The 25,284-nt window shown below is 65.9% G+C and carries 25 protein-coding genes; 16 read left to right on the top strand and 9 right to left on the bottom strand.

Annotated features, from left to right (window positions below):
* Positions 1–105: 105 nt before the first annotated feature.
* Positions 106–1,026 (bottom strand): alpha/beta hydrolase, encoded by a 921-nt coding sequence (locus tag BBJ41_RS37690; protein ID WP_069751320.1) that lies wholly within the window; start codon positions 1,024–1,026, stop codon positions 106–108.
* Between the two features lie 161 nt (positions 1,027–1,187).
* On the opposite strand from BBJ41_RS37690, the gene BBJ41_RS37685 reads away from it, so the two are divergent.
* The gene (locus BBJ41_RS37685; protein WP_236872180.1) at positions 1,188–2,123 is read left to right on the top strand and encodes a LysR family transcriptional regulator; all 936 of its coding nucleotides are present in this window, start codon (positions 1,188–1,190) and stop codon (positions 2,121–2,123) included.
* A gap of 76 nt (positions 2,124–2,199) precedes the next feature.
* Here BBJ41_RS37685 and BBJ41_RS37680 read toward each other — a convergent pair whose 3' ends face one another.
* Positions 2,200–3,711, bottom strand: a complete 1,512-nt coding sequence (locus BBJ41_RS37680; protein ID WP_175984681.1) for an aldehyde dehydrogenase — start codon at positions 3,709–3,711, stop codon at positions 2,200–2,202.
* Positions 3,712–3,798: 87 nt separating this feature from the next.
* Positions 3,799–4,593 carry an SDR family NAD(P)-dependent oxidoreductase gene (locus tag BBJ41_RS37675; RefSeq protein WP_069751318.1) on the bottom strand — a complete coding sequence of 265 codons (795 nt, stop codon included), beginning with the start codon at positions 4,591–4,593 and terminating at the stop codon, positions 3,799–3,801.
* Between the two features lie 541 nt (positions 4,594–5,134).
* Here BBJ41_RS37675 and BBJ41_RS37670 point away from each other — a divergent pair.
* Complete coding sequence (locus tag BBJ41_RS37670) at positions 5,135–6,097, top strand: PDR/VanB family oxidoreductase (RefSeq protein ID WP_069751317.1); 963 nt, start codon at positions 5,135–5,137, stop codon at positions 6,095–6,097.
* Positions 6,098–6,212: 115 nt separating this feature from the next.
* Here BBJ41_RS37670 and BBJ41_RS37665 read toward each other — a convergent pair whose 3' ends face one another.
* A complete protein-coding gene (locus BBJ41_RS37665; protein ID WP_069751316.1) occupies positions 6,213–7,394 on the bottom strand; it encodes a porin in 1,182 nt (393 codons plus the stop codon).
* A gap of 123 nt (positions 7,395–7,517) precedes the next feature.
* On the opposite strand from BBJ41_RS37665, the gene BBJ41_RS41010 reads away from it, so the two are divergent.
* Entirely contained in the window at positions 7,518–7,835 is a 318-nt protein-coding gene (locus BBJ41_RS41010; RefSeq protein ID WP_156815013.1) for a hypothetical protein, read from the top strand.
* A gap of 8 nt (positions 7,836–7,843) precedes the next feature.
* On the opposite strand, the gene BBJ41_RS37660 is transcribed toward BBJ41_RS41010, so the two are convergent.
* Complete coding sequence (locus tag BBJ41_RS37660; RefSeq protein WP_069751315.1) at positions 7,844–8,122, bottom strand: hypothetical protein; 279 nt, start codon at positions 8,120–8,122, stop codon at positions 7,844–7,846.
* 540 nt (positions 8,123–8,662) lie between these two features.
* Between BBJ41_RS37660 and BBJ41_RS37655 the strand changes: the two genes are divergently transcribed.
* From BBJ41_RS37655 to BBJ41_RS37600, 11 genes are all read left to right on the top strand, one after another.
* Positions 8,663–9,955, top strand: a complete 1,293-nt coding sequence (locus BBJ41_RS37655; protein ID WP_083282159.1) for an acetyl-CoA hydrolase/transferase family protein — start codon at positions 8,663–8,665, stop codon at positions 9,953–9,955.
* Positions 9,956–10,107: 152 nt separating this feature from the next.
* Positions 10,108–11,262 carry a CaiB/BaiF CoA transferase family protein gene (locus BBJ41_RS37650; protein ID WP_069751523.1) on the top strand — a complete coding sequence of 385 codons (1,155 nt, stop codon included), beginning with the start codon at positions 10,108–10,110 and terminating at the stop codon, positions 11,260–11,262.
* 329 nt (positions 11,263–11,591) lie between these two features.
* Complete coding sequence (locus BBJ41_RS37645; protein ID WP_059241745.1) at positions 11,592–12,734, top strand: acyl-CoA dehydrogenase family protein; 1,143 nt, start codon at positions 11,592–11,594, stop codon at positions 12,732–12,734.
* Positions 12,735–12,818: 84 nt separating this feature from the next.
* The gene (locus BBJ41_RS37640; RefSeq protein WP_069751314.1) at positions 12,819–13,316 is read left to right on the top strand and encodes a MaoC family dehydratase; all 498 of its coding nucleotides are present in this window, start codon (positions 12,819–12,821) and stop codon (positions 13,314–13,316) included.
* An 11-nt stretch (positions 13,317–13,327) separates the two neighbouring features.
* Positions 13,328–14,539: a thiolase family protein gene (locus tag BBJ41_RS37635; RefSeq protein ID WP_069751313.1), complete on the top strand. Its 1,212-nt coding sequence runs from the start codon at positions 13,328–13,330 to the stop codon at positions 14,537–14,539.
* A gap of 19 nt (positions 14,540–14,558) precedes the next feature.
* Complete coding sequence (locus BBJ41_RS37630; RefSeq protein WP_069751312.1) at positions 14,559–14,978, top strand: Zn-ribbon domain-containing OB-fold protein; 420 nt, start codon at positions 14,559–14,561, stop codon at positions 14,976–14,978.
* 104 nt (positions 14,979–15,082) lie between these two features.
* Positions 15,083–16,303, top strand: coding sequence for a CaiB/BaiF CoA transferase family protein (locus tag BBJ41_RS37625; protein WP_069751311.1), 1,221 nt, complete (start codon positions 15,083–15,085; stop codon positions 16,301–16,303).
* A gap of 22 nt (positions 16,304–16,325) precedes the next feature.
* Positions 16,326–17,474 carry a CaiB/BaiF CoA transferase family protein gene (locus BBJ41_RS37620; protein WP_069751310.1) on the top strand — a complete coding sequence of 383 codons (1,149 nt, stop codon included), beginning with the start codon at positions 16,326–16,328 and terminating at the stop codon, positions 17,472–17,474.
* Between the two features lie 298 nt (positions 17,475–17,772).
* Positions 17,773–18,705: a LysR family transcriptional regulator gene (locus tag BBJ41_RS37615; RefSeq protein WP_069751309.1), complete on the top strand. Its 933-nt coding sequence runs from the start codon at positions 17,773–17,775 to the stop codon at positions 18,703–18,705.
* A 407-nt stretch (positions 18,706–19,112) separates the two neighbouring features.
* Entirely contained in the window at positions 19,113–19,532 is a 420-nt protein-coding gene (locus tag BBJ41_RS37605; protein WP_069751307.1) for an MmgE/PrpD family protein, read from the top strand.
* Positions 19,529–20,107 (top strand): DUF2889 domain-containing protein, encoded by a 579-nt coding sequence (locus BBJ41_RS37600; RefSeq protein ID WP_069751306.1) that lies wholly within the window; start codon positions 19,529–19,531, stop codon positions 20,105–20,107. The genes BBJ41_RS37605 and BBJ41_RS37600 overlap by 4 nt, the downstream gene beginning before the upstream one ends.
* On the opposite strand, the gene BBJ41_RS41005 is transcribed toward BBJ41_RS37600, so the two are convergent.
* From BBJ41_RS41005 to BBJ41_RS41955, 3 genes are all read right to left on the bottom strand, one after another.
* Positions 20,104–20,259, bottom strand: coding sequence for a hypothetical protein (locus BBJ41_RS41005; RefSeq protein WP_156815012.1), 156 nt, complete (start codon positions 20,257–20,259; stop codon positions 20,104–20,106). The genes BBJ41_RS37600 and BBJ41_RS41005 overlap by 4 nt on opposite strands.
* 13 nt (positions 20,260–20,272) lie before the next feature.
* Positions 20,273–21,559 carry an MFS transporter gene (locus tag BBJ41_RS37595; RefSeq protein ID WP_069751305.1) on the bottom strand — a complete coding sequence of 429 codons (1,287 nt, stop codon included), beginning with the start codon at positions 21,557–21,559 and terminating at the stop codon, positions 20,273–20,275.
* Positions 21,560–22,153: 594 nt separating this feature from the next.
* Positions 22,154–22,282 (bottom strand): hypothetical protein, encoded by a 129-nt coding sequence (locus BBJ41_RS41955; protein WP_021162513.1) that lies wholly within the window; start codon positions 22,280–22,282, stop codon positions 22,154–22,156.
* 334 nt (positions 22,283–22,616) lie between these two features.
* Between BBJ41_RS41955 and BBJ41_RS37590 the strand changes: the two genes are divergently transcribed.
* Positions 22,617–23,471 carry a hypothetical protein gene (locus BBJ41_RS37590; protein ID WP_418222328.1) on the top strand — a complete coding sequence of 285 codons (855 nt, stop codon included), beginning with the start codon at positions 22,617–22,619 and terminating at the stop codon, positions 23,469–23,471.
* Between the two features lie 163 nt (positions 23,472–23,634).
* Positions 23,635–24,744: a DNA alkylation repair protein gene (locus BBJ41_RS37585; RefSeq protein WP_069751304.1), complete on the top strand. Its 1,110-nt coding sequence runs from the start codon at positions 23,635–23,637 to the stop codon at positions 24,742–24,744.
* 65 nt (positions 24,745–24,809) lie between these two features.
* On the opposite strand, the gene BBJ41_RS41000 is transcribed toward BBJ41_RS37585, so the two are convergent.
* Positions 24,810–25,178: a hypothetical protein gene (locus tag BBJ41_RS41000; RefSeq protein ID WP_156815011.1), complete on the bottom strand. Its 369-nt coding sequence runs from the start codon at positions 25,176–25,178 to the stop codon at positions 24,810–24,812.
* Positions 25,179–25,284 lie beyond the last annotated feature (106 nt).

Genomic DNA, 25,284 nt, shown 5'->3' with positions numbered 1-25,284 from the left:
CAAGCGTGGGACACCATTCGGGGAACGCCCATTCATGTCCGGCATGCGAGGGCGCCGACGAGCGCGGTAGGCGCTCGCCACGGTGCAAGATTCCGGCAACGGGGATTACAGGTTTTCCTTGTAGAACGGAATCAGCTTTGCCAGCGCCTGGCCGACGGGCTCGGGCTTGTCGTACAAATCGTAGTGCGACCAACCGGCGACGACCACCAGCTCCTTCTTCTTCGATGCCGCGCGACCGATGATTTCGCAGCCGTCACGGTAGGCGCCGAACGCACCGACCTGATCGCCCACCACCACCATCAGCGGCTGGGTGAGCAGCGTTTCGCACAGGTGGAACGCATCCCAGCCCACGGCGACGGCCTGGTGCGAATACAGCGCGCGGTTCACGCCGTTCGGCGCACGGCCGCGATCCGAACGATAGTATTCGGTCGCACCGTAGACATCGACTTCCGTCAGGCCGGCTTCCTTCGCGGCCTCGGGCGACGGGGGCAGCAGATCGTCCACGCGCAAGGCCGCACCGCGCGCTTCGGCCGTGCGCTGTTTGGCCATGGCCTCGAGGGCGGCGATCGGGTCGTAGTTGCTGAAGCCTTCGCGCATCAGGCGGCCGTAGTTGGCGCCCGTGACGGTGCCCACCGCCTTGATGCGGCGCTCGGTCATGGCGGCATTGATCGAATAGCCGCCGCCACCGCAGATGCCCAGCACGCCGATGCGGTCTTCGTCGACGTACGGAAGCGTCACGAGGTAGTCGCAGACGACGCGGAAATCCTCGACGCGCAACGTCGGATCTTCGGTGTAACGCGGCTCGCCACCGCTATCGCCCTGGAAGCTGGCGTCGAATGCGATGACGACGAAGCCTTCCTTGGCCAGCGCTTCGCCATACACGTTGCCCGAGGTTTGCTCCTTGCAGCTGCCGATCGGATGCGCGCTGATGATGGCCGGGTATTTTTTACCTTCATCGAAATTCGGCGGGAAGTAGAGGTTGGCGGCGATATCCCAGTACACATGCTTGATCTTGACGCTTTTCATGACGGCTCCATCCAGGGGGGAAGTTGGGTTCGCAAGGCCGAATCGTTCAGGGCCGAGCGGCGACGGTTTGAATATAGCGAGCCGATTGAGATGACGGAAGATTGCAATCTGGACTACAGTGGTATTTCCAAATTGACAGTGGCCCCGGCATGGATCCTTCGTTGCTCCCGTCCCTCGCGTGGTTTGCCCGCGTCGCCCACCATCGCAGTTTCACGAAAGCGGCGGCCGAGGTGGGCGCGTCGCGCGCGAATCTCTCGCAGAACGTGAAGGCGCTCGAGCGTCGGCTGAACGTCAAGCTGCTGTATCGAACGACCCGCGACATGTCGCTGACCGAGGAAGGGCAACGGCTCTACGACGTGTGGTACCCCGCATTGGTCGCGGTCGAAAGGACCGTGGACGCGCTGCACGACGCACGCGACGAGCCTTCCGGCCTGATTCGTATGAACACATCGCGCGTCGCGGCCAAGACCCTGATCGAGCCACATCTGGAGGAGTTCAGTACGCGCTTTCCAGCACTCGGCCTTGAATTGGTCATGAACGACAGCCTGGCCAACATCGTGGCGGACGGATGCGATGTCGGCATTCGCATCGGCGAGAGCCTTGCGCCGCACATGATTGCCGTACCGATTACGCCGTCGTTGGAGATGGCGGTGGTCGGCACGCCGGCTTATTTCAAGCGCTACGGCGAACCCGTGACGCCGGCCGATCTGACCGAACACAATTGCCTGCGCTTCCGGCAGGTCAGTGGCGCGATTCATCCGTGGGAGTTCACGTCGCCGGAAGAGCCGGGGCACGGGTTCGCGGTGGAGCCGCGGGGCAGCATCACCACTAACGATGACGACGGAATGATCCGGGCAGCGTTACAGAATGTCGGGCTCATCCAGCACATCGACATCGCCGTGCAACAGCATCTGAACTCGGGCGCGCTGATACGCGTGTTGCGGCCATGGTGCAAACCCTTCGCGGGCTTCTACGTCTATGCGCCGACGCGCACACAGATGCCGACCAAGGTCAGGGCGCTCATCGATTTCCTGGTGGAGAAGCGGGAAGCGATTGCGGCTTCCCGCGTTTCCGAATCGACGCTCCGCGCTCGTTGATCGAAAACCTGCTCGTTGCCGGGGCGGGCAGCGTGAAGGAATCCTTGTCGCGCCCGCCCCACGGCGCACAGTTCGCTCAATCCCCGTAAAGGTTCGGAAACTGCCCCGTCGTGCTGATCACCGTCGTCCGGGTTTCCAGATACGGATCGAGCGCGTCGATCCCGTTTTCGCGCCCCCAGCCGCTCGCCTTGAAACCGCCGTACGGCGTCGACCAGCGCAGGAACGAGTAGGTGTTGACCCACACCATGCCCGCGTCGATGCGGCCGGATACGCGATGCGCGCGGCCGACATCGCGGGTCCACAGGCCCGCGGTCAGGCCGTATGGCGTGTCGTTCGCGATCGCGATGGCTTCGTCTTCGCCGTCGAACGGAATCAGCGACGCCACCGGGCCGAAGATCTCGTCGCGGGCGACGCGCATCCGGTTCGTCACGCCGGCGAACACGGTCGGCTCGACGAAATAACCGGCCGCGAGTTCGGGCGTCGTTATGCGATGACCGCCGGCGACGAGTTCCGCACCATCCTGCTTGCCGATCTCGATGTACGACAGCGTTTTGTTCAGCTGCGCCTCATGCGATTGCGGGCCCATGTGATTCGAATCGATCGACGGCATGCCGACGCGCACCGATTTCGCGCGCGTGCGGAATGCATCGACGACGCGATCGTAGATCGGCCGCTCGACGAGCACGCGCGAGCCGAGCGCGCAACTCTGCCCGGTCAGCCGCCATGCGGATGCGGTGGCGGCATTGATCGCGTTGTCGATGTCGGCGTCCGCGAAGAGGATATGCGGCGCCTTGCCGCCGAGTTCGAACGTGAAGCGCTTCAGATTGTCGGCGCCGTCGCGAACCATCTGTCTGGCGGTCTGGCTGGCGCCCGTAAACGAGATCTTGTTGACATCCGGATGCTGGACCAGATGCGCGCCGGCGGTGCGCCCGTAGCCGGGCACGACGTTGAACACGCCCGGCGGAAACCCCGCTTCGTGAACGAGGCGCGCGAGTTCGAGCGCCGACACGGGCGTTTGCTCGGCCGGCTTGACGACGACGGTGCAGCCGGCCGCGAGCGCGGCGCCGATCTTCAGGCAGGTTGCGAGCAACGGCGCGTTCCACGGAATGATCGCGCCCACCACGCCGATCGGGACGCGCGTCGTGAACGCATGAACGCTGTCGTCGATCGGGATGGTCGTGCCTTGTGCCTTGTCAGCCAGCGACGCGAACCATTGATACCACTGCACCTGAGCGGCCAGGCTCGCGCGGTGCTCGCGCACGAGATTGCCGTTGTCGCGCGACTCGATGACCGCCAGCTCGGGGATAGCCGCGCTGAAGCGCTCCGCGAGGCGGCGCAGCAGGGCGGCCCGCTCGTGTCCCGGCGTGCGGCGCCAGGTGCCGTTGAATGCGGCGCGGGCCGCGGCAACCGCGCGATCGATGTCCTGCGGCCCGCCCATCGGCGCGATCGCCCAGGGCTGGCCGGTGGCGGGATCGATGCTTTCGACGAGCTCGCCGTCGATCGGCTTCACCCATGCGCCGTCGATGTACAGGTGCTCGTAGCGGCGCAAGGGTGCTTCACCCGTCATTGCGCGTGATTCGTTGGACATTCGGTACTCCGGTCAGGTCGTGCGTGGTTCGTGAAATCGTGCGCGCGTCACGCCAATGCGTGAACGGCGCGAGCGGCGGCCTGCGGCTCAGATCGGCGTGTCTGCCACGCCGCCGTCCGCCCGCAGCGCGGCGCCCGTCGTGGCCGAGGCGAGGGGAGAGCACGTGTAGAGCACGAGGTTGGCCACTTCGTCGACCGACGCGAAGCGCCGCGTGATCGACGACGGACGCAGCGCCTTGACCAGTTCGGCGCCTTGTTCCTCGATGGTCTTGCCGGTACGGCGGATCTCGGCCTCCAGGAAGCCCACGACCCCTTCGCTCAGCGTCGGGCCGGGCAGGACCGCGTTCACCGTGACGCCGGTTTCCGCCATGCGTTTCGCGAGGCCGCGCGAAAGGCCGAGCAGCGCCGTCTTGGTGACCGCGTAATGCAGCATGTCGGGCGGCGTGCTGATCCCGCACTCCGAACTGATGAACACGACACGCCCCCAGCCGCGTTTGCCCATTTTCGGCAAGTAGGCTCGCGACAGCCGGACCCCGGACATGACGTTGATATCGAAGTACCGTTGCCAGGTCGCGTCGGAGGTCTCGAAGAAATCGGCGGTTTCGTAGATGGCCGCGTTGTTCACCAGGATGTCGCAGTCGGGCACCTGTTCGACGAGCGCGTCGCACCCTGCGGCGGACGACAGGTCGGCGGCCGCGCCGCGCACCTTGGCCCCCGGAATCGCGGCCTTGATCGCCGCGACGGCCGCCGCGATCCGTTTCTCGTCGACGTCGTTTACGACGACCTCGGCGCCGCACTGCGCGAGCTGCTTCGCGATCGCATGGCCAATGCCCTGCGCTGCGCCGGTCACGACGGCAACCTTGTCGTTCAGCGTAATCTGCATGATGTCTCCTGGTGTTGTGGATTCTGTCGGCAGCGAGCCGTCGCGCGTTCGCTGTCTCGTGGCGATCGGTCGTTCCGCGCGCCATCGCCTGAAGCCGGACGGGGGCGCGTGATCCGAAGCGTCCGGTTCGTACGGGGATTTGCCGGGAAGCGTGCCGAGCGGGGGCGGTATTCGCGCCAGCTTCAGCGGCGCAACGCGTCGCGTGCCGATCTTAAGTACCGGATGCCGAACAGGCCATGCTGCAGCGTTCGTATTTGTTGCTCGATCGTACGGAATCACGTGGTGTGCGGATGATGCGATCCGCGGCATCGATCGAGTACGCGCATGAATGTGCATGCGTCGGCACGCGCGGTCCGTCGCAAGCAAGGAAGCCGCCCCGAAGTACGGAACGTCGAAACGCGTCGAATTGACACCGGGCAACCCCGCCTCTGTAATCGAAAGATCAGGAAGGGGAATCGTGCGATGTCCGTCGTGCGTTTTTCACGGGGTTGACGACCGCGAACGCACGCGCTGCGACGTTCGACGACAAGAGGTGACGAACATGATCGACGGACTGACCGTCCGGGTCGCGGCGAAACATGACGAAGCCGCCGACATCTGCAGTTTCGAACTGGTTCGCGCGGATGGCCTGCCGCTGCCGCCGTTCTCGGCGGGTTCGCATATTGACGTGATCGTGCCCGGCGGGCCGACGCGCCAGTATTCGCTGTGCAATGCGCCCGACGAAAATCATCGCTACCGGATTGCCGTGCTGCGCGATCCGAAGTCACGCGGCGGGTCGGCCGGCATGCACGACCGGGTGAACGCAGGCGACACGCTGACGATCAGCGCGCCGAGGAATCATTTCGCGCTCGCGCCTGGCGCGACGCACAGCCTGCTTCTGGCGGGCGGCATCGGCGTGACGCCGATTCTCTGCATGGCGGAACGGCTGGCGCGCATCGATGCGTCGTTCGACATGCATTACTGCACGCGTTCACGTCCGCGCACGGCATTTCTCGACCGCATCGCGCGCGCGCCCTATGCCGGCCGCGTGCAGGTTCATTTCGACGACGAAGCCGACAGCCAGCGCTTCGATATCGCGGCACGGCTCGCCGTTCCCGAGCCCGGTACGCACCTGTACGTCTGTGGCCCGAAGGGGTTCATGGATGCGGTGCTGACCACCGCGCGTGCGAGCGGATGGCCGGAAGCGCAACTGCATTACGAGTTCTTCGCGGCGGACGAGCGACAGAAGGATCAGGACGGCCGGTTCGAAGTCGAGATAGCGAGCTCGGGCAGGGTGATCGTCGTCGAGAAGAACGAATCGGTCGTGCAGGCGCTCGCGAAGGCCGGCATCGAGATCGAGACGTCGTGCGAGCAGGGCGTGTGCGGGACGTGCGCGACCCGCGTGCTCGCGGGAGAACCCGAGCATTTCGATCTATGCCTGACGCCTGACGAACGCGCGGCGAACGACCAGTTCCTGCCGTGCTGTTCGCGCTCGAAAACCGCGAGGCTGGTGCTGGACCTGTAACGGGCGTGTCGCAGCCGATCCGAAACGCAGTGCGCCGCACGCATCCGCCGGGAGACCTGCGGCGGATGCGTGCGGCGCGGTACGTCGACACGACGATCGGAATCGCCGCGATGCGTCAGAACTTGTGTCGCATCGCGATGCGAAGCGCGACCTGGTGATTGGACGTCGACGGCGTCAACTGGTTGATGGACGCGACTGCGCTGCGTCCGGTCGAATCGGTTCCGCTGGCGCGCTGATACGTGCCGACGAAGTACACATCCGTGCGTTTCGACAGGAAGTAGTCGGCGCCGACCGACGCCTGGTTGTAGTGGGCGCCTCCGGTCGCATCGGCGCCGCTGTTCTTCGTGTAGACATAGTTCGCGCCGACGATGAACGCCGGCGTGAGCTGATACTTCACGTTCAGCTCCGCGTTGTTGAATTTCGCGGTACCGCTGATCCCGCCGGCCGGCACGGGGCCGGTCGTGGTATCGCCGAGATGACGGAACTGCGTGTTCGAATAGGTCGCGCCCAATGTCAGCGAACCGATCGTGTAGGCGGCGCCTGTGCCGATCACCTGCAGCGTATGGGCCGATGCATAACCCGAAATCACCGGCGACGCGCCGAAGTTCGAGCCCGGCACATCGTTGACCGTCGCGGCGACGGTTCCGCCCGATCCGTAAAAGGACGTGTTCGGGTTCCGCACGTTGAGGTAGCCGGCGCCCAGCGAAAGCGGGCCGTTCGTGTAGCTCGCGCCGGCCGACCAGATCTGGTTGCGCCCGGTGCGCCCCGGCACGCCGCCCAGCGAATAGAGCGCGGTCGCGGTCACGCCGTGAAATACCGGGCTGGTGTACTTGATCGCGTTGTTGACGCGGTTGGTATTGTTGAAGTTGTCGTTGTCGGACGGGTGGGCGGCCAGGTAGCCGCCCCATTGATCGCCCGCCTCGAGCAGGCCGACCGAATCGACGACGGAATCGTATTGACGCCCGAGGGTGACGACGCCATACGGGCCGGAAAGGCCGACATAGACCTGCCGGCCGAATTCGAGGCCGCCCTGGCCGAGCTTGCCGGTATTGACGTCAAAGCCGTTTTCCATCACGGCGACCACGCCGTAGCCGCCGCCGAGATCCTCCTTCACGCGTAAGCCCCAGCGGCTTCCGTTCAGTACGCCGCTCGCCATGTTGTAGAGATGATGGCCGGATGCGTTGCTGACGTAGTTGACCCCTTCGTCGAGGATCCCGTACAACTGCACGCTGCTCTGCGCATGTGCCGTGCCGCTGACGCAACCCACCGCTGCGCAAAGCGCAATCGTCTTCTTCATTGAATGTCTCCAAACTTCTTTTGAATTTACGTGTCGTGACGTGGCAATCAGCAGGAGATTCAATGATTCGCAAAGCTAAACGATAGGGATCGATGGAGGTCTCTTTCCAACGACCCGATCACCATGCTCGACCGAACCTGCAACGTCCCGCTGCAGCAACGTTCGGTGATTAGATGCGTGGCCGGTATCACCGTCAATCGATCGGGCGATCCGATTCCGTGCAGTGAAACAGGCGTGTCGCGACGCCTTGCGGACAGCGTAGAGACCCTTAAGGGTAAAGCCGCAGCGCGCGGGTTCGAGCGCGTTTCGTCGCGATCGTGCGGAGTGCGGGTGATGTATCGAGGGCGAGGTGGAGGAGGTCGATCAACGGCGGAGATCGTGATCGAAGGTGCCGGCACGCATGCGTTGAATCGCGGAGGCGTGATCCGGCAGCGTGATTGAACCCGTCGTTACTTCACGAGGTGAATCCGTCTTCCGGAATCGGTGGATGTCGATGGTGTATCGATGCGCACCGTGCCGCCGCTTTCGACGTTTTCCTTCGCAATCCGCATCGCCTGATCGAACTGCGTGCCGGTGGCCACGTGACGATGATCCACGCTGACCAGCCATCCGCGCCCGCTGTGGCACCAGCGGATCCGTCGCTCGTCGAGCAACGCGGCAAACCATCGCCACAGCGCGGCGTCTTCCGCATTGGCGCTGTCGCGTGCTGCGGCGCGCGCGCCCATCATGCTCGATAAGTAATTCTCGGTGAGTCGCTTTTGCATTGTCTGAGCCTCGCAATGAGCCAGGCTGGCCCGTCGATTCCGACATCGTGTCGAACGGGTCGCCGACGAAGCCACCATTGACCACGCTTATCTACCGGGACCCAACCATGCCGTAGTGTCAACAGTGTCGGTTCGGCTGCCGTGACGTCAAGGCCGCGTGCGCAATGATTCCGTACTTCGGAAGCCGCGCGGGGAATGTGGAATCCGTCGTGCCGGACAGGTCATGCTTGCCGGACGAAAAGGCCCGACACGGGCGTTCCGACGTACGGAACAACCGCCGGCCCGGCATTGACGCTCCCGGGCGCGCCACACACGATGAATGCCGATGCCCGCCGCCTTGCATGGCGACCGGGCTCGTTCCGGAACAGACGCATAGCCGGATTTCCCGTCGATACGCCGGCGCCGCCGACGCGACGCACGAGAATTTCAATCCGTCACGACGACGATTCCGGATAACGTGAACGACGCCGGAGCGTGCGACGTGACATTCGACCTTGTCCATTCATGAACCACGCAGAACTCGCGATTCCGGGCGGTTCGACCGATGCCCGCCAGGCTGGCGACGGCCCCGCACTTTCCACGCTCATTCGTCCCGGCGATACGGTGATGTGGGGCCAGTCGCACGCCGAGCCGGTGACGCTGATGCACGCGCTGGTCGCCCAGCGGCACAGCCTGCAACGGATTCGCATCTTTCTCGGTATCGGCCTCGCCGACATCCTCGCGCCCGAACACGCCGACGCATTCGATTTCCTCGCCTATTGCGGCAGCGGCGCCAACCGCAAGCTCGCACGCGCGAACGTGCTCGACATTCTTCCCGCCCACTATTCGCAACTGCCGGACCTGATCCGCAGCGGTGCGTTGCGGATCGACGTCGTGATGCTGCAGGTCTCGCCGCCGGATGAACAAGGCCGCTACAGCCTCGGGCTCGCCCGCGAGTACCTGGTCGAAGCGGTGAAGCATGCGCGGGCGATCATCGTGGAAGTGCACCTGGACGTGCCGTGGACCTATGGCGGACCCTACTTGCGCGCAGCCGACATCGATTTGCTGGTGGCGTCGGACGCGTCGTTCCCGGATGCCGCGCCGACGACACCCGGGCCGGTGGAACAGGCGATCGGGCGGCACGTCGCGTCGCTCGTGGAAGACGGTGCGACGCTGCAGACGGGCATCGGCGCGATTCCGGATGCGGTGATGGCCGCGCTCCACGACAAGCGCGACCTGGGCGTGCACACCGGCAGCATCGGCGACGGCATCGCGACGCTGTGCGAAGCCGGTATCGTGACGAACGCGCGCAAGACGATCGACGCGGGCGTCACGGTCGGCGGGGTCATCATCGGTTCCGCGCACGTGCGCCGTTTTGCGCATCGCAACCCCGCGCTCGAGCTGCGCGGCACCGAATACACGCACAACCCGCACGTGCTGCGCCGGATCGATCGCTTCGTCGCGATCAATTCGGCGGTGGAGGTGGACCTGACCGGGCAGATCAACGCCGAAGTCGCCGCCGGCACGTACGTCGGCGCGATCGGCGGCGTCGCCGATTTCCTGCGCGCGGCGCAGGCCAGCCGCGGCGGCGTGCCGATCGTTGCATTGCCGTCCACCGCGAGCGTGCACAGTCGCATCGTGACCCGGTTGTCGGGCCCGGTCACGGTGCCGCGCAGCGACGCGTGCGTGATCGTCACCGAATACGGCGTCGCCGATTTGCGCGGCCTGTCGCTCGCGCAGCGGATTCCGAAGATGATTGCCATTGCCCATCCCGATCATCGCGAACGGTTGGAGCGCGAGGCCTGCGTGCCGGGCTGAGCGAGACGATGAGAAGCGCCGCCGCGAGCGCCACAGCTTCCCGCGCGGCCGGCCATTTCGATTTTCGCGAAATGCCGATTCGATTAATCGAAATTGGAGGGATCGCCCGACACGCGTAAGCTGAAAACAAAATAATCATGGAGACGATCAGGATGGGCAATGCAAAAGGACCGCTCGCGGGTATCAGGATCGTGGAACTGGGCGGCGTCGGGCCGGTGCCGTTCTGCTGCATGCTGCTGTCGGATCTAGGCGCGGACATCATCCGCATCGACCGCCCGCCCGGTTACGACGGCGGCCAGCCGGGCGACCCGCGCTTCAACCTGCTGAACCGCGGGCGACGCAGCGCGGCATTCGACCTGAAGAAGCGGGAAGCGACCGACGCGGTCCTGAAACTCGTCGCCCAGGCCGATGCGCTGGTCGAAGGGTTCCGTCCGGGTGTCGCGGAGAAACTGGGTCTCGGGCCGGACGCTTGCCTCGCGGCCAACCCGGCGCTCGTCTACGGCCGCATGACCGGCTGGGGGCAGGACGGCCCGCTCGCGCAAGCGCCGGGCCACGACATCAACTACATCTCGCTGAGCGGCGTGCTGCATTCGATCGGCGCGGCCGGTGGCCCGCCGGTGATCCCGCTCAACCTGGCGGGCGACTTCGGTGGCGGCTCGCTGTATCTCGCGCTCGGTGTGGTGTCCGCGCTGCTCGAGAGCCGGCGCTCGGGGCAGGGCCAGGTCGTGGACGCCGCGATGGTCGACGGTTCGGCGTCGCTGATGACGCTCTTCTACGGCATGTTCGCGAGCGGGTACTGGAAGGACGAGCGCGGCAGCAACCGGCTCGACTCCGGCGCACCCTGGTACGACGTGTACGAGACGAAAGACGGCCGCTGGGTCAGCGTCGGATCGAACGAGGCGCGCTTCTGGCGCAATACGCTGGCGTTGCTCGGCCTGCGTGAAGACGACATGCCGGATCAGCACGACCGCGCGCGATGGCCCGAGATCCACGCGAAGTTCGCCGCGATATTTCGCACGCGCACGCGCGACGAATGGTGCGCGCTCGCCGAAGGCCGCGACGTCTGCATCGCGCCGGTGATGTCGCTGACGGAAGCGCCGGCCCATCCGCACCTGCGCGCACGGCAGACGTTCATCGAACGCGACGGCATCGTGCAGCCCGCGCCGGCGCCGCGCTTCAGCCGCACACCCGGCGCGATCCAGTCGTCGCCGGCGCGGCCCGGCGAACACACCGACGCCGTGCTCGGCGACTGGGGATTCACGCCCGCGGAACTCGCGACGCTGCACGAGACCGGCGCGATCGCGTGACCTGAACGCAGCGTGCCGTCAAGGTCGCTAGCGCCCGCACCACGTGCGGGCGCGTTCCTGCCGTTCTCCCCAAAATCCCGTCCATCCCCGCGCAACGCGTGAACCTCGCGCTGCGCGGCGCGTCCATTTCATCCCGTTCCTCACGTCGCAATCGCATCCGCGATCGAGGTCGCGACACCGCTTTCGACCGTGCCGAATCGCGCTTCGACATTTTCGAATCGCCGCTTCAGAAATGGCCAGTTGGTTCGAAACGCATGAGGCCCTAAGCTCAATTCCACGACGAACAGCGCGCCTGCTTGAGCAGACGCCGATAACTGGAGCGAAGACAAATGGCTAACTTTCTCGACGAATCGCAGACCATGTGGCTCGACACCGTGAACAAGTTCATGGACAACGAGATCACGGTCGAATACGTGCGCAAGTGCGACATGAATCGCGACTACCCGTACGAGGCGTATGAAAAAATCGCGAAGCAGGGCTGGCTCGGGCTCCTGATTCCCGAGGAAGAGGGCGGCTCGGGCGGCGACATCTTCGATTATTCGCTGATGGCCGAAGGCCTCGGCAAGTTCGGTTTCGACTTCGCGTGCTCGGTGCTGGTGCCGACGTTCACTGCAATGAACATCACCAAGTTCGGCACGCCGGAGCAGAAGAAAAAGTACGTGCAGGCGTTCATCGACGGCAAGATCCGCTTCTCGGTCTCGATCTCCGAACCCGATGCGGGTTCCGATGCGGCGAACACGAAAACGCGTGCACGCCGCGACGCCAACGGCGACTGGATCGTCAGCGGCCAGAAGCTCTGGTGCAGCGGCGCGGCCGCGAAGGACACCGTGATCGCGATGCTGGTGCGTACCAGCACGGACGACAAGCACAAGGGCCTGTCGGTGCTGCTGATCCCGAACGACACGCCGGGCGTGGTGATCAACAAGCTGCCGACGCTGTCGCGTCACGCGACGGGCACGACCGAAATCTTCCTCGACGAAGTGCGCGTGCCGGCCGATGCGCTGCTGGGCGAAGAGGGGCAGGGCTGGAAGATCATCACCGAACACCTCGAACTCGAGCGTTGCGCGGTGGCGGCGGCTTATACGGGCAATGCCCAACAGGCCGTGACGACGGCAACGCGCTACGCGCACGATCGCATTCAGTTCGACCATCAGCTGTACGACTTCCAGGTGATTCGCCACCTGCTCGCCGACTGCCAGACGAAGGTCGACGCGGCACGCCTGCTCTGCTATCGCGCGGCGCGGATGGCGGCGGATCACGTGCCGTGCAGCCGTGAAGTGTCGATGGCGAAGCTGTACGGCTCGGAAACGCTGAAGGAATGCGCGCTGGCCGGCATGCAGATCCTCGGCGGCTACGCGAACCTGCCGGAAGCCGACATGGAACGTTACCTGCGCGAAAGCATTCAATCGACGATCGGCGGCGGTACGTCGCAGATCCAGCGCACGATCATCGCGAAGTCGATGCGTCAGTAACGGGCCACCGAGCCTTCCACCGGCGCGGCGCGCTTGCCGCCGCCGCGCCGGCTCCCTCGAACCAAGCAATCAGGAGACACCGCCATGAGCGGCATCAACAACAGCGTCAACATTCCGCTCGACGAGCTCGAAGTCGGCCATAAATTCCGTTCGCCCGGCCGCACCGTGACCGAGAGCGACGTCGTGATGTTCTGCATGTTCACCGGCAACTGGATCGAGATCCACTCGAACAAGGAATACGCGGAGAAAACCCGCTGGGGCGAGCGCATCGTGCAGGGCATGCTGACGTTCTCGCTGATCTCGGGCCTGCTGCAGTTCGGCCCCGCGATCCAGGCGAACTACGGCGTCGACAAGATGCGCTTCCTGAACCCGGTGAAGATCGGCGACACCGTCTACGCGACCGCCGAAGTCATCGCGAAGAAGGACAAGGACGACAAGTTCGGCGTCGGCACGATGCTGATCCAGGCGTACAACCAGCGCGGCGAAGTCGTGCAGCGCAGCGAATGGAGCCTGCTGATGCTGCGCAAGCGCGCCGACCTCGACGCGCTGATCGCCGAAGCGCAGCCCGAGTTCAAGGTCTGAGGAGCGCGGCCATGACTCCTCGTCCGGTTGCGGCGATCGTCGGCATGGGCGATGCCTATGCGTCGCGCGCGAATCGCAAGGACCCGCTGCAGTTGGCCGCCGAGGCGACGCGCAACGCGCTCGCCGACGCGGGCATCGGCAAGAACCAGGTCGACGCCGTATTCACGGGGCGCTCGCCGTGGGCCGACAAGCGTTCGCAGTGGAGCAACATCTTCATCTCGCACATGCAGATGCCGGTGACGCTCACGAGCGAGCTGACGATGCACGGCGCCGGCCTGACGTCGACGCTCGCGGTCGCATCGCAGATGATCGCGGCCGGCCGCGCGGAATACGTGCTGTGCCTGCAGAGCGACGCGACCGAGCTGTTCGTCGACGCGGTCGCGATGGGCGCGGAAGCCGACGCGGACCCGCAGTTCGAGATTCCGTACGGCCCGACGATTCCGGCGCTCTATGCGCAAGCCGCGCAGCGCTACTTTCACGAGTTCGGCATCACCGAGGACGATCTCGCCGATGTCGTGATCGCGAACCAGCGCTGGGGCCGCCATCATCCGCATGCGGCGAAGGCGAAGTTCGGCGAGATCGATCGCGCGGCGGTGATGTCGTCGCCGTACGTGGCGACGCCGCTGCGTCGCTGGATGTGCTCGACGTGGGGCGGCGGCACCGGCGGGGCGCTGGTCGTGACGTCGCCGGAGAACGCGCGCCACGCACGCGATCCGGTGTACCTGCTCGGCTACGGATCGGCCACGACCCACGAATACCTGACCGACCGGATGAACCTGCGGCAATGCCGGTTCGACAGCCTCGGCGCACTGCCGAACCTGACGACCACGGCGACCGCCGAGGCGGCACGGCAGGCGTATGCGATGTCGGGGCTGTCGCCTGCGGACATCGACATGGCGCAGATCTCGGTGAACTTCGCGCACATGGGGCCGATCGTGATGGAGGACCTGGGCTTCGCGAAGAAGGGGCGCGGCATCGATCTCTATCGCGAAGGCCGTACCGGCGTCGACGGCGACCTGCCGACCGACACCAACGGCGGCTGGCTGTCGTTCGGGCAGCCCGGCATCTCGTGCAACATGGACAGCCTGATCGAAGCCGTCCGACAGTTGCGCGGCGAGGCGCTCGGGCTCGCGCCGACCCGTCGCCCGGAAACCGTGCTGGTGCAGGGCGCGGGCGGGATGCTGGCCGCCGGCGCGGTGCTGCTGCTGTCGTCCGCAACGTGATATCTGACCGGAGCATTCCATGACCGAAACGCATTCGCCGAATGCCTGGCCGCAGCCTTACCGGCTGCTCGACGCGCAACCCTACTGGGATGCGCTGGCCGAAGAGAGGCTGACGTTCCAGCGTTGCACGGCGTGCAGCGAAGCCGTGTGGCCGGCTCACTCGTTCTGCACGCATTGCGGTGCGACATCGCTCGACTGGACCGAAGCGTCGGGCCGCGGCGAAATCTATTCGCACAGCACGATCACGCGCGGACCGACGCCGGTGTGGGCCGAGATCGTTCCGTACACGGTCGGCTTCATCCGCATGGACGAAGGCTATTACCTGTTCGCGCAGATCGACGCACCGCCTGAAACGATCCGGATCGGCCAGCCCGTCGAAGTCCGGTTCGTGCAGCGCGGCGAGCAAAAGCTGCCGGTGTTCGTGCCGTCGGAAACCTGAGGGACGCCCGCGGAGCGCCGGCACACCGGCGCCCGCGCGGCAGCCCGATCACGGAGGAGACATCGTGAAGCTGTTCAATTTTCTTGACGTCGACGGAGGCTGACATGGCCGGACCGCTCGATGGCGTACGCATCCTCGACCTGACGTCGAATTTCATGGGCCCCTATGCGTCGCTGCTGCTCGCGGACATGGGCGCCGACGTGTGCAAGATCGAATCGCGCGACGGCGACACGACGCGCAACATCGGCCCGAGCCGCCATCCCGGCATGGGCCCGATCTTCCTGCACCTGAATCGCAACAAGCGCAGCATCGTGCTGGACCTCAAGCATCCGGACGGGATCGCCGCGCTCAGGCGCATGGCGGAATCGGCCGACGTGCTCCTTTACAGCATGCGGCCGCACACGATGGCGAAGCTCGGCATCGCGTACGAGGACGTGCGCCGGCTCAACCCGCGCATCATCTACTGCGGCGCGTTCGGATTCGGGCAGAACGGCCCGTATGCGGCCCGCCCGGCGTACGACGACCTGATTCAGGCCGCGGTCGGCATGCCGGTGCTGCAAAGCCGGAAGAAGGGGCCGCCGACCTACGTCGCGACGGCGGTCGCCGACCGCGTCGTCGGCATGGCGACCAGCAACGCGGTGGCGATGGCGCTCTACCGGCGCGAGAAGACCGGCGTCGGGCAGCAGGTGTTCGTGCCGATGCTCGAGACCTTCGCGCATTTCGTGCTCGGCGATCACCTGTACGGCCACACGTTCGTGCCGCCGCTCGGCGACTGGGGTTATGCGCGGATGATGAACCCGGACCGGCGCCCGTACCGCACGCTCGACGGTTACATCGGCGTGAACGTCTACGCCGACCATCACTGGCACCGCTTCTTCGTGCTGTCGGGCCATCCGGAGATGGCCGAGGATCCGCGCTTCAACAACATCGGCGGACGAACCGAGCACATCGCGCACCTGTACGCGTTCCTTGCGCGCGTATTCGAAACGCGCACCACGGCCGAGTGGATCCAGACGCTGACCGAAGCGGACATCCCCGTGATCGAAATGCATACGCCCGAAACGCTGCTCGACGATCCGCACATGAAGGCGGTCGACTTCTTCGCCGAGCAGGATCATCCGTCCGAAGGCCGGATCAGGACACTGGGCGTTCCGCAGCAATGGAGCGAAAGCGCGCCGGCGCTGCGCCATCCGGCGCCTCGCCTCGGCGAGCATTCGGTGGCGCTGCTGGCCGAGTACGGTTTCGGTCCCGAGGAAATCGACAGGATGCTGCGTTCCGGCGGCGTATATGCGCCGGACGCGGACAGCTCGCACCAATCGCAGTAAACACGAAATAAGGAGAAGCGACATGTTGCGTGACCTGCCACTGTCGGGCGTCGTAGTGGTCGAACTGAGCGATAGCGCATCGGCGCCGTTCAGCGGAAAAATCCTCGCGGCGCTCGGCGCCGAAGTCTGGAAAATCGAGCGCCCGACGGGCGACTCGGCGCGCGGCTGGGGGCCGAGCGAATGGAAGGGCAGCGGCGCCGCGTTTCATGCGCTGAATCGCGGCAAACGCGCGATCTGCATCGACATCAAGGATCGCGAGCAACTGGAGACGCTGCACCGGCTGATCGCCGAGCATGCGGACGTGTTCATCCACAACCTGCGGCCGGGCTCGAGCGCGGAATACGGCCTCGACGCCGACAGCCTGCGCGTGACCAAGCCGGAGCTGGTCTACTGCGAGATCGGCGCGTTCGGCCATCTCGGGCCGATGAACACGCTGCCCGGCTACGATCCGCTGATGCAGGCGTTCTCGGGGATCATGAGCATCACCGGCGAGGAAGGGCAGTCGCCGGTTCGCGCCGGCGTATCGATCGTCGATTTCGGCGCGGGGCTGTGGGCCGTGATCGGTATCCTGTCGGCGCTGTATCGCCGCCAGATCAAGCATTGCGGTGCGACCGTCAACGGCTCGCTGCTGGAGACGGCGATCGGCTGGATGTCGGTGGCCATCGCGAATTACAGCGCGGACGGCGACACCGGCGGCCGGCACGGCTCGGGCGTCGCGTTCATCGTCCCGCATCGCGCGTATTCGACGGCCGACGGCCACCTGATCGTCAGCGCCGCGAACGATGCGCTGTTCGCCAAGCTGTGCGCGGCGCTGGAGCGTCCCGAATGGGCACTGGACGACCGGTTCGCGACCAACGCGGGGCGGCTGCGCAATCGCGCGGAGATCGATCGCCTGATCGGCGAGCGGCTGTCGACGGACAATCGCGCGGGGTGGCAGGCACGACTGCAGGCGGCCGGCATTCCCGTCGCGCCGATCCAGACCACGGCGGAGGTGGTCGCGCATGCACAGACGCACGCGCTCGGCATCATCGAGAAACCGTCGGACGACGAGATCGGCCTGGTCGGACTGCCGCTGTCGTTCGACGGCAAGCGCCCGCCGCCGCTGCACGCGGCCCGCGACATCGGCGCCGACAACGCGTCGCTCGACGCGCTCCTCCGTTCGGGCCGCTAGGCGCGTCGCGCCAACGGTCTGACGATTGGCGAAGCCGCGCGCCGCCGCGGCCGCTCGCCATGCCACGGAAAGCGGCCTGCGCGGCCGGCGGGGAGTGAGCCGCCCGGCCGCGTCCTGCCGCGCCGCACCACTGTTCGCGTCGATCCCGGTGTACGATCGGCTTTGAACGCCGCTGTTCTTCACGCCACGCGCGCGCGCCGCAACGTATCGTTTCCCCCCAAGGCGATCCCGACACGACTGCGACGTGCGACCGGTCGCGGCGTCCGACAACGTCATGAAGACGTGCATGAGGGGAGACATGAGTACATTCAATCGCCTGCACCTGATCCGGCAGGTCGATCTGTTTACGCTGAAGCTGTTCCTGTCGGCAGTCGAGGAGCAGCAGATCGGGCTCGCGGCCATCCGCGAGAACGTGGCCGCATCGACCGCGACCAAGCGCATTCAGGATCTCGAGGACATCGCGGGCATCAAGCTGCTGGAACGCAGCCCGAAAGGCGTCGCGCCGAGCCCCGCGGGTGAGGTGCTGGTTCGCTATATCCGCCGGATCTTCGACAACCTCGACGACATGCGTTCCGAGATCTCGTCGTTTACCGACGGCATGCGGGGAGAGCTGTCGGTCGCGTCGGCCCGCTCCATCATCGTGCCGTTTCTCGCGCGCGAGATCGGCGATTTCCAGCGCGACTATCCGCTCGTCGATCTCGCGGTGAGCGAACTCGAGAACGCCGACATCGTGCAGGCCGTCGCGCGCGGCGACGCGGACGTCGGCGTGTTCGCGGCCACGCACGAGCTCGATCTCGGCGGCGTCGACGTAACGCCTTACCGCGAGGACCGCCTCATCGCGGTCGTCCCGCTGGGTCACCCGCTCGCGGCACGCGCCAGCCTGACGACGCAGGACCTGCTGTCGGAGAACCTGATCGTGGTCGGCGCGATGCTCGGCGCGATCAAGGCGGCGGCGCGGCGCTTCGGCATCGATTTCGAGCCGAAGTACGGCGTGAAGAGCGCCGGGGTGGCCGTCAGCCTCGTGCAGGCCGGGCTCGGCGTGACCGTCCAGCCGGAGTGCCTGGTGAGTCACGAGCTGTTCAGCCGCGTCGCCGTGATGGAGCTGGCGGAACCGTGGGCCGTACGCCGGATTCATATCGCGACCGCGCGCGGTCGCGAGCAAGGCCCGATTGCGCGCGCGCTGATCCGGCAACTGCTGGACCGGCCGGCCGGCGACGCGCCGGCGGAGTGAGCGGCGGCACGCCCGCCTTCACGGCTTCCGGTATCTCGGCGCGTCGACGAGCAGCGGGAACGCGGACGGCGCATCGCGCCGGTTCGCGTCATAGAGGGGGGAGCCCTCGAACGTCTTGCGCCAGGCGCCCGACATCGGGCGGAGAATATCGCGTGCGCGTCGAAAGCCTGCGGGCACGACCGATACGGGTGATCGACGGTCCTGCGTGCCCGTTTCCGACAGCGGCATTTCAAAGTACGGGAGAGCCATCCGCCGCGTATTGACGGCGAGCCGATGGCCGAACCATCCTGAGGTTTGCGCTTTGCTGCGTACGTTGCGTGTCTCGACGGCAATGGAACGTTCATGCGGCGCACGTACTGCATGAACACGTATCGTGCCGGCGGACGCGTCACGACAGGAGATGGAACATGCAATTCCCCGCCGGCGCCGACGAAACTGCGTCCGCACCGACGGATGTCACGCGCGTGGCAAACGGGCGCGCGACCGATGCCGCGGCACTGCGCCGCCTTTTCCTCGACAACTTCATCGTCTCGCTGTGGAGCGCGACCTGGCCGTGGACCGGCCAGATCGCGCACTGGTCGCGTCGTTTCGCCGGTACGCGCGCAAGCCTGGTGCCCGGTGACGACGGGCCGGCCGACGCATCCGTTGCCGCACGGGTGCACGACACGGCGTCGCACCGCGACGAACTCGACAATACGCATCGCGAGACGCCGAGCCATCCCGGCGCGGCCGTCATTCCCGCGGCGCTGGCCGTGGCGGCCGGAAACGAAGCGCAGATGCTGGCGAATGTCTCGCGCGAGATCGATGCAAACAGGAGTGCGGGATGAGTACCCACGACAACGCTGCGGCAACGGAACACATCACACGCGAGCCGCTGCACACCCGATACATCGCATTCGACGGGTTCAGGCGAAGCGACGGCCTCTTCGAAATCGAAGGCCACCTGACGGATCTGAAATCGCACGATTTCGCACCGCCGAGCGGCGCGCGCGTGGTGCCGGCGAACGATCCGATTCACGACATCGGCCTGTGCGTGGTGTTCGACCTCGACATGGTCATCCACGCGGTCAGCACCGTCATTCGCGCCTATCCGTACCGCGAATGCCCGGGCGGCGGCGCGTCGCTGCAAGCGCTGGTGGGGCTGCGCATCGGTGCGGGCTGGAGCGCCGAGGTACGCAAGCGCCTGCCGCCCGGCGACACCTGCACGCATTTGCGGGAAATCCTGATTCCGCTCGCGACCGCGGCCATCCAGACCGTCAACCCGCTGCGTTCGCAAGGCTTGCTCGACGCGACCGACGCCAGCGGGAAACCGCTCAAGATCGACAGTTGCTACGCATACGGTGCGTCGCGCGAACTCGTCCTGCAGCGCTGGCCGACGTTTCACCGGCCGGATCAGGACTAGCCGGCCAGCGCGTCGACGCGCGCGCCGCACACCTGCATCACGTCACCGGCCCGCTGCTCGGGAGGCCCGGTGACGTGCGGCCTTTTCACGCTGCAGGCGGCGCTGGTATTGCCGGCGACGATCCGCGGCACGACGTAGTCGTATGTGTCCATCGAATGGCGGACCTCAATCCGCTTTCGGGATCAGCGGCACGACCGTCGCCGCGACGATGGCGGGCAGCGCGAACGCGTAGAAATTCCATTGCAGGCCAAGGTTGGCGCCGACGATCCAGCCGCCGATCATCGGCCCGAGGATCGAGCCGAAACGCCCGACGGCCTGTGCGCCGCCCAGCGCCGACCCGCGGCACGACGTCGGGAAATGCGCGGCGATATACCCGTAGATCAGGCTGCTGGTGCCGATCGAGCCGAGCCCCGCGCCGAACACGGCGAGCATCAGCCACGTGGCGCCGAGCTTCTGGCTCAGCGCGATCAGCGACACGCCGCCGATCACGAGAAACGGAAACATGACGCGTCGTGCCCCGACGCGATCGGCCAGCCACGCGCCACCGAGCATGCCCACGACCGCGCCGAACTGCATCACCAGCAGGAACTGCAGCGACGAGCCGAGCGGATAACCGGCCGCCCGCATCAACTGCGGCAGCCACGCATTGAGCCCGTAGACGATCAGTTGCAGGCAGAAGGCCATGAACGCGAGCAGCAGCGCAGTGGCGCGGAACTCGCGGGAGAGCACCAGCCGGTAGCCGCTGGCCGCCTGCGCGGTACCTTGCGACGCGCGTTGGGCATCCTTGTCGCGCAGGATCTGGTCGAGATCGAGCGAATAGCGGGCCGCGAGCGCACGCGCCTCGTGCATGCGGCCGCGCTCGACCAGGAAATCCACCGACTCGGGAAGCAGGAAGACCATGATCGGCAGGATCAGCGCATAGCACGCACCGAGCGCGTACAACGTACGCCAGCCGTGCTCGTGAAGCAACGCGATGGCGAGCAACGCGCTGACGATGCCGCCGACCGAGTAGCCGGTCAGCGTGAGCGCGTTGTAGAGCTGGCGGCGGCCCTTGGGCGCGTACTCCACCGACAGCGCCACGGCGGACGGCACCACGCCACCCATGCCGATCCCGGTGACGAAGCGGGCCGCGCCCAGAAACGTAGGGGACGTCGCGAATGCGCAGACGACCGACCCGATGGAGAACCACAGCACGCCCGCCATCAGCAGACGGCGCCGGCCGATACGATCGGTCAGCGGGCCGGCCGCGGCAAGGCCGACCATCAGCCCGACCAGCGTCCAGCTGCCGATCATGCCGGCGGTGGCGGGGCTCAGGTGCCAGCCGGGCTCAGCCAGCAAATGCGGAACGGTCGCGCCGTAAACGATGAGATCGTAGCCGTCCGCGACGAGCGTCAGGAAGCATAGGAAAACGACGAACAGGCTGCTGCGGACCGGCGGCGTCGATTGATTCATGTTGTCTCCAACCCTTTGTTGTATGGGTGTTGTCGGGTGCGCAAGCATGGCGATCCTGCCCGCCGCACAGCGGATACCCGGTCGATCAATTCCGGGGGCGTCCCGGATTCTTCTTGTGCGTCGGGTCAGGTCGCGCTCGATCGGCGGACTTGGGTGTGCGTACACGTCGTGCGGGTGATTGCCGGCGCCGCGCTCCGGTCATGAAGATGACCAACCGGAACGGGCGATGTGTGCCGTGCGATCTCGTGCCGATGCCCGTGTGCCGGGTTTTGCCCGGCTGCAATTCGTGACGGACAGCGTAAGAGCACGCCTGCGGCAAACCAATTGAGTTTTTACGAAATCGCGCTTCGTGGGGATCGAATCCGGCAGGCAGGTGCCGGCGAGGTTTCGGCAGACGAAAGTCGCGCACCGGGTGTCGACATTTCCGGTTCCGCGCGGCGCATTCGCTCAGTCACGAATCGTCTCGCTGTACCGCATCCGTGAAGCGGACGGGAAAGCCGCGTTGGCGATCACGCCTGCGCGACCGCTGTTGTCGGCGAAGCTGCATGAGGTGCCGGCAGTGGCGCAGCACCCGGCAAGGGCACACGGCCTCCTTCACAACAGGCAGACGCGCCGCAGGGTGACCGTTCGCAGATAGACGGATTTATCGAGCCACGGCACGAACACATACTCGTCGTATGCGTCGCAACCGATCAGGATCCAGTGGGACAGAACGTTGGACATGATGGTCTCCCCGGTTTCGTTCGTTGCGATGGGACGGATGCCGCCGCGTCGCGGTCGTTATCCGTCGAGCCTGCACTCCGTATACCCGGCGGGCACGGCGCCTATTCCCGAAACCGCGCAATGCGCCTGCTGCGCAAAATGTGGCGTCTCGCGGGAATAAACGGGCCTGCTTCCCGGTATGCCGATCAAGCACCGGACGCACCGAGGGGAGGCGCCAATGAACGACGACGGGAAGCAAAGCCGGGACACGCCGGGCCGGGCACCGCACGATCGCGACGACGGCCCGAGCGCGAGCGACGAACCACGCTCATCGCCATTTCGCCGTGACGCCCGCATGCGCCCGCCGTCGCACAACCGCGCACCGCGCCCGGTACGCCATGCGAATGACCCCGATGCCGGCAAACCGGCGCCGGCGCACGACGGCATGCGCCGGGCCGCGCGCATGCTGCAACTCGGCTCCGGCATCATGTTGTGGCTCTATATTTCCATCCACATGGTCAATCATGCGCTCGGCATCTGGTCGATCGATGTCGCCGAGCGCGGGCTGCACCTGGCGATCGGGATCTGGCAAAGCCTGCCCGGCACGATCCTGCTGTACGGCGCGGCCGGCCTGCATTTCGCGCTGGCGATCCGCACCCTCTACGGCCGCCGACACTGGGCGCTGCCGCCCGCCGAATGGCTGCGTCTCTGGGCCGGGCTCAGCCTGCCCATGCTGCTGATCCGCCATGTCGTCGGGACCCGGGTCGCGACATCGTTTTACGGCTTCGAACCGAACTACGAGCGGGTGATCGTGTCGCTCCTCACGAGCGGCACGCAGGGCCTGCAGATCGCGCTGCTCGCACCGGGGTGGGTGCACGGCAGCCTCGGGCTGTGGTTTCATTTGCGCCGGCATGCGTTCTGGCATCGCGCAAGGTTCGTGCTGCTGGCCGTGCTCGTGCTGCTCCCCGTGCTGTCGGCGGCGGGATTCGTGCAGATGACACGCGCGATCGCGCCGGGCAATCTCGCCGTACCGGCCGCCGATGCCGCGCTGGTTGCGCACCGCGCCGCGCTCGACGGTTGGCGGCATCTCCTCGTGGCCGGCTATCTGTCGCTGATTGTGGCGGCCATCGCTGGCGGTCATGTGCGCAACCGGCTCTCCGGCGGCAGTTCGCGCGAGCCGTCCCGCGAACCGCGTTCGACCGATACCTGAGCGAGCCGGGTCCGGTCCCGGCTCGCCACCCGCGCAGGCCGCCTGAACACCGCACGAGAACGTGCTCCCGCGCAAAGTCTGCTGACAGGAACTGGCAGGGGCTTCGGCGATACTGTGCGCTTTCACACCCGACGACCTGCGGCACCCGCCGAATCTCCTCGCCATGACGACCATTGAAGTTCCCGCCCCGCTGAAAGAATCGCTGGGCGAACGGCAGTTCCGCATGCTGTCCGACGTGCTGCATTCGATCGAACCCGCGTTCGACCGCACCGCGTTTCTTGCGACGGCGCTCGACGGCCTCGACGGCTTGACGCTGATGGAGCGCGTCAGGCGCGCCAGCGCGGCGATCGACTCGGGTGCCCGCGCGTTGGCCGGCGGATACGATGCCGTGCTGACGTTGTTGCAGGAGGCCGCGCCGCGATTCGGCCGCGGCTTCGTCTCGTTCATCGCGCCCGATTACGTCGGGCAATACGGCCGGCACGCCTTCGACCGCTCGATGGACGCGCTGAAATATTTCACGCCGTTCGGCACGTCGGAATTCGCGGTGCGGGAGTTCCTGCGCATCGACAGGGCGCGCGCGCTCGCGACCATGGAAACCTGGACGCACGATCCGGACGATGCCGTCCGCCGGCTGGCAAGCGAGGGGAGTCGCCCGCGCCTGCCATGGTCGTTCCGGCTTCGCGAGATCGAGGCCGATCCGGCGCTGGCCGCGCGGATTCTCGACACGCTGCGCGCGGACCCGAGCGCCTATGTGCGCCGCTCGGTCGCGAATCACCTGAACGATGTGGCGAAGACGCATCCGGCATGGGTGCTCGACCGGGCCGAACGATGGGGCGGCGACGATCCGCATACGCGGTGGATCGTCCGTCATGCGCTTCGCACGCTCGTGAAGCAGGGCGATAGGCGAGCGCTCGCGATACTGGGCGCCGAAAGCGCGCCGCGCCTGGAAGCCGGCACGCTCGACGTGACGCCCGCGCGGGTGGTGCTCGGCGAGTCGATCACGCTCGAGTGCGAGCTGCAATCGACGGCCGCGACGGCGCAGCGGCTCGTCGTCGATTATCGAATCGCGTACGTGAAGCAGAACGGCGGAGCGTCGCCGAAGGTGTTCAAGCTGAAGGGGCTGACGCTCGAACCGGGGCAGCGCGTGACGCTCAGGCAGAGCCGGCCGATTCGCGATTTCACGACACGCCGGCATTATGCGGGCCGGCATGAGGTCGAGTTGATCGTGAACGGCCAGGTCGTTGCACGATCTTTCTTCGATCTTTCAGTGTGAATGGGCATTTGAAAGTGTGACGGAAGGCATTCGAAACGGCAGTGCATGTTTTAAAGCCGCGACTTTTATTTTGGCAGCCGGTCTTTCTGGCGATTCCCCCGATTCCATAAAAATAATCGGGCAAGAACACCACGACAATTTTCCGATGCAATGCCTCGCATAAAATCACCATTCAAAACGACCAGGCTGCATCGAATTTGATCATTACGATTTTTTGAAGGCTCGACCAAAATTGAGCCGGCACAGCCCTGGCTTGATCCGGTGAGCTTCGGCGAAACGTCGGCCACGCCGCTCCGTCCTGCGATCGGCCGGAAGCGGCACGGCAAGCGCGACGCGGGCCGGACCAACGACGGCGGTGGCGCGCCGCTGCCGCCGCCAACCAGATGCCACGCGCCCGGACGTTCCGGCCCCGGCCGGGGTTCATTTCGAATCATTCAATGCCGCCGATCATTATTGGCGGTATTTTGTTTAATTAAAAAAGCAGGGCGGAAACGCTGAAGTTTCCCCGCGGCTTGCAAGACGTCCGAATCTGACAAGAAA

The organism is Burkholderia stabilis (assembly GCF_001742165.1).
GTDB classification, from domain to species: domain Bacteria; phylum Pseudomonadota; class Gammaproteobacteria; order Burkholderiales; family Burkholderiaceae; genus Burkholderia; species Burkholderia stabilis.
The sequence above is the reverse complement of the archived record's forward strand: the minus strand, read 5'-3'. Positions and strand labels throughout refer to the sequence as shown.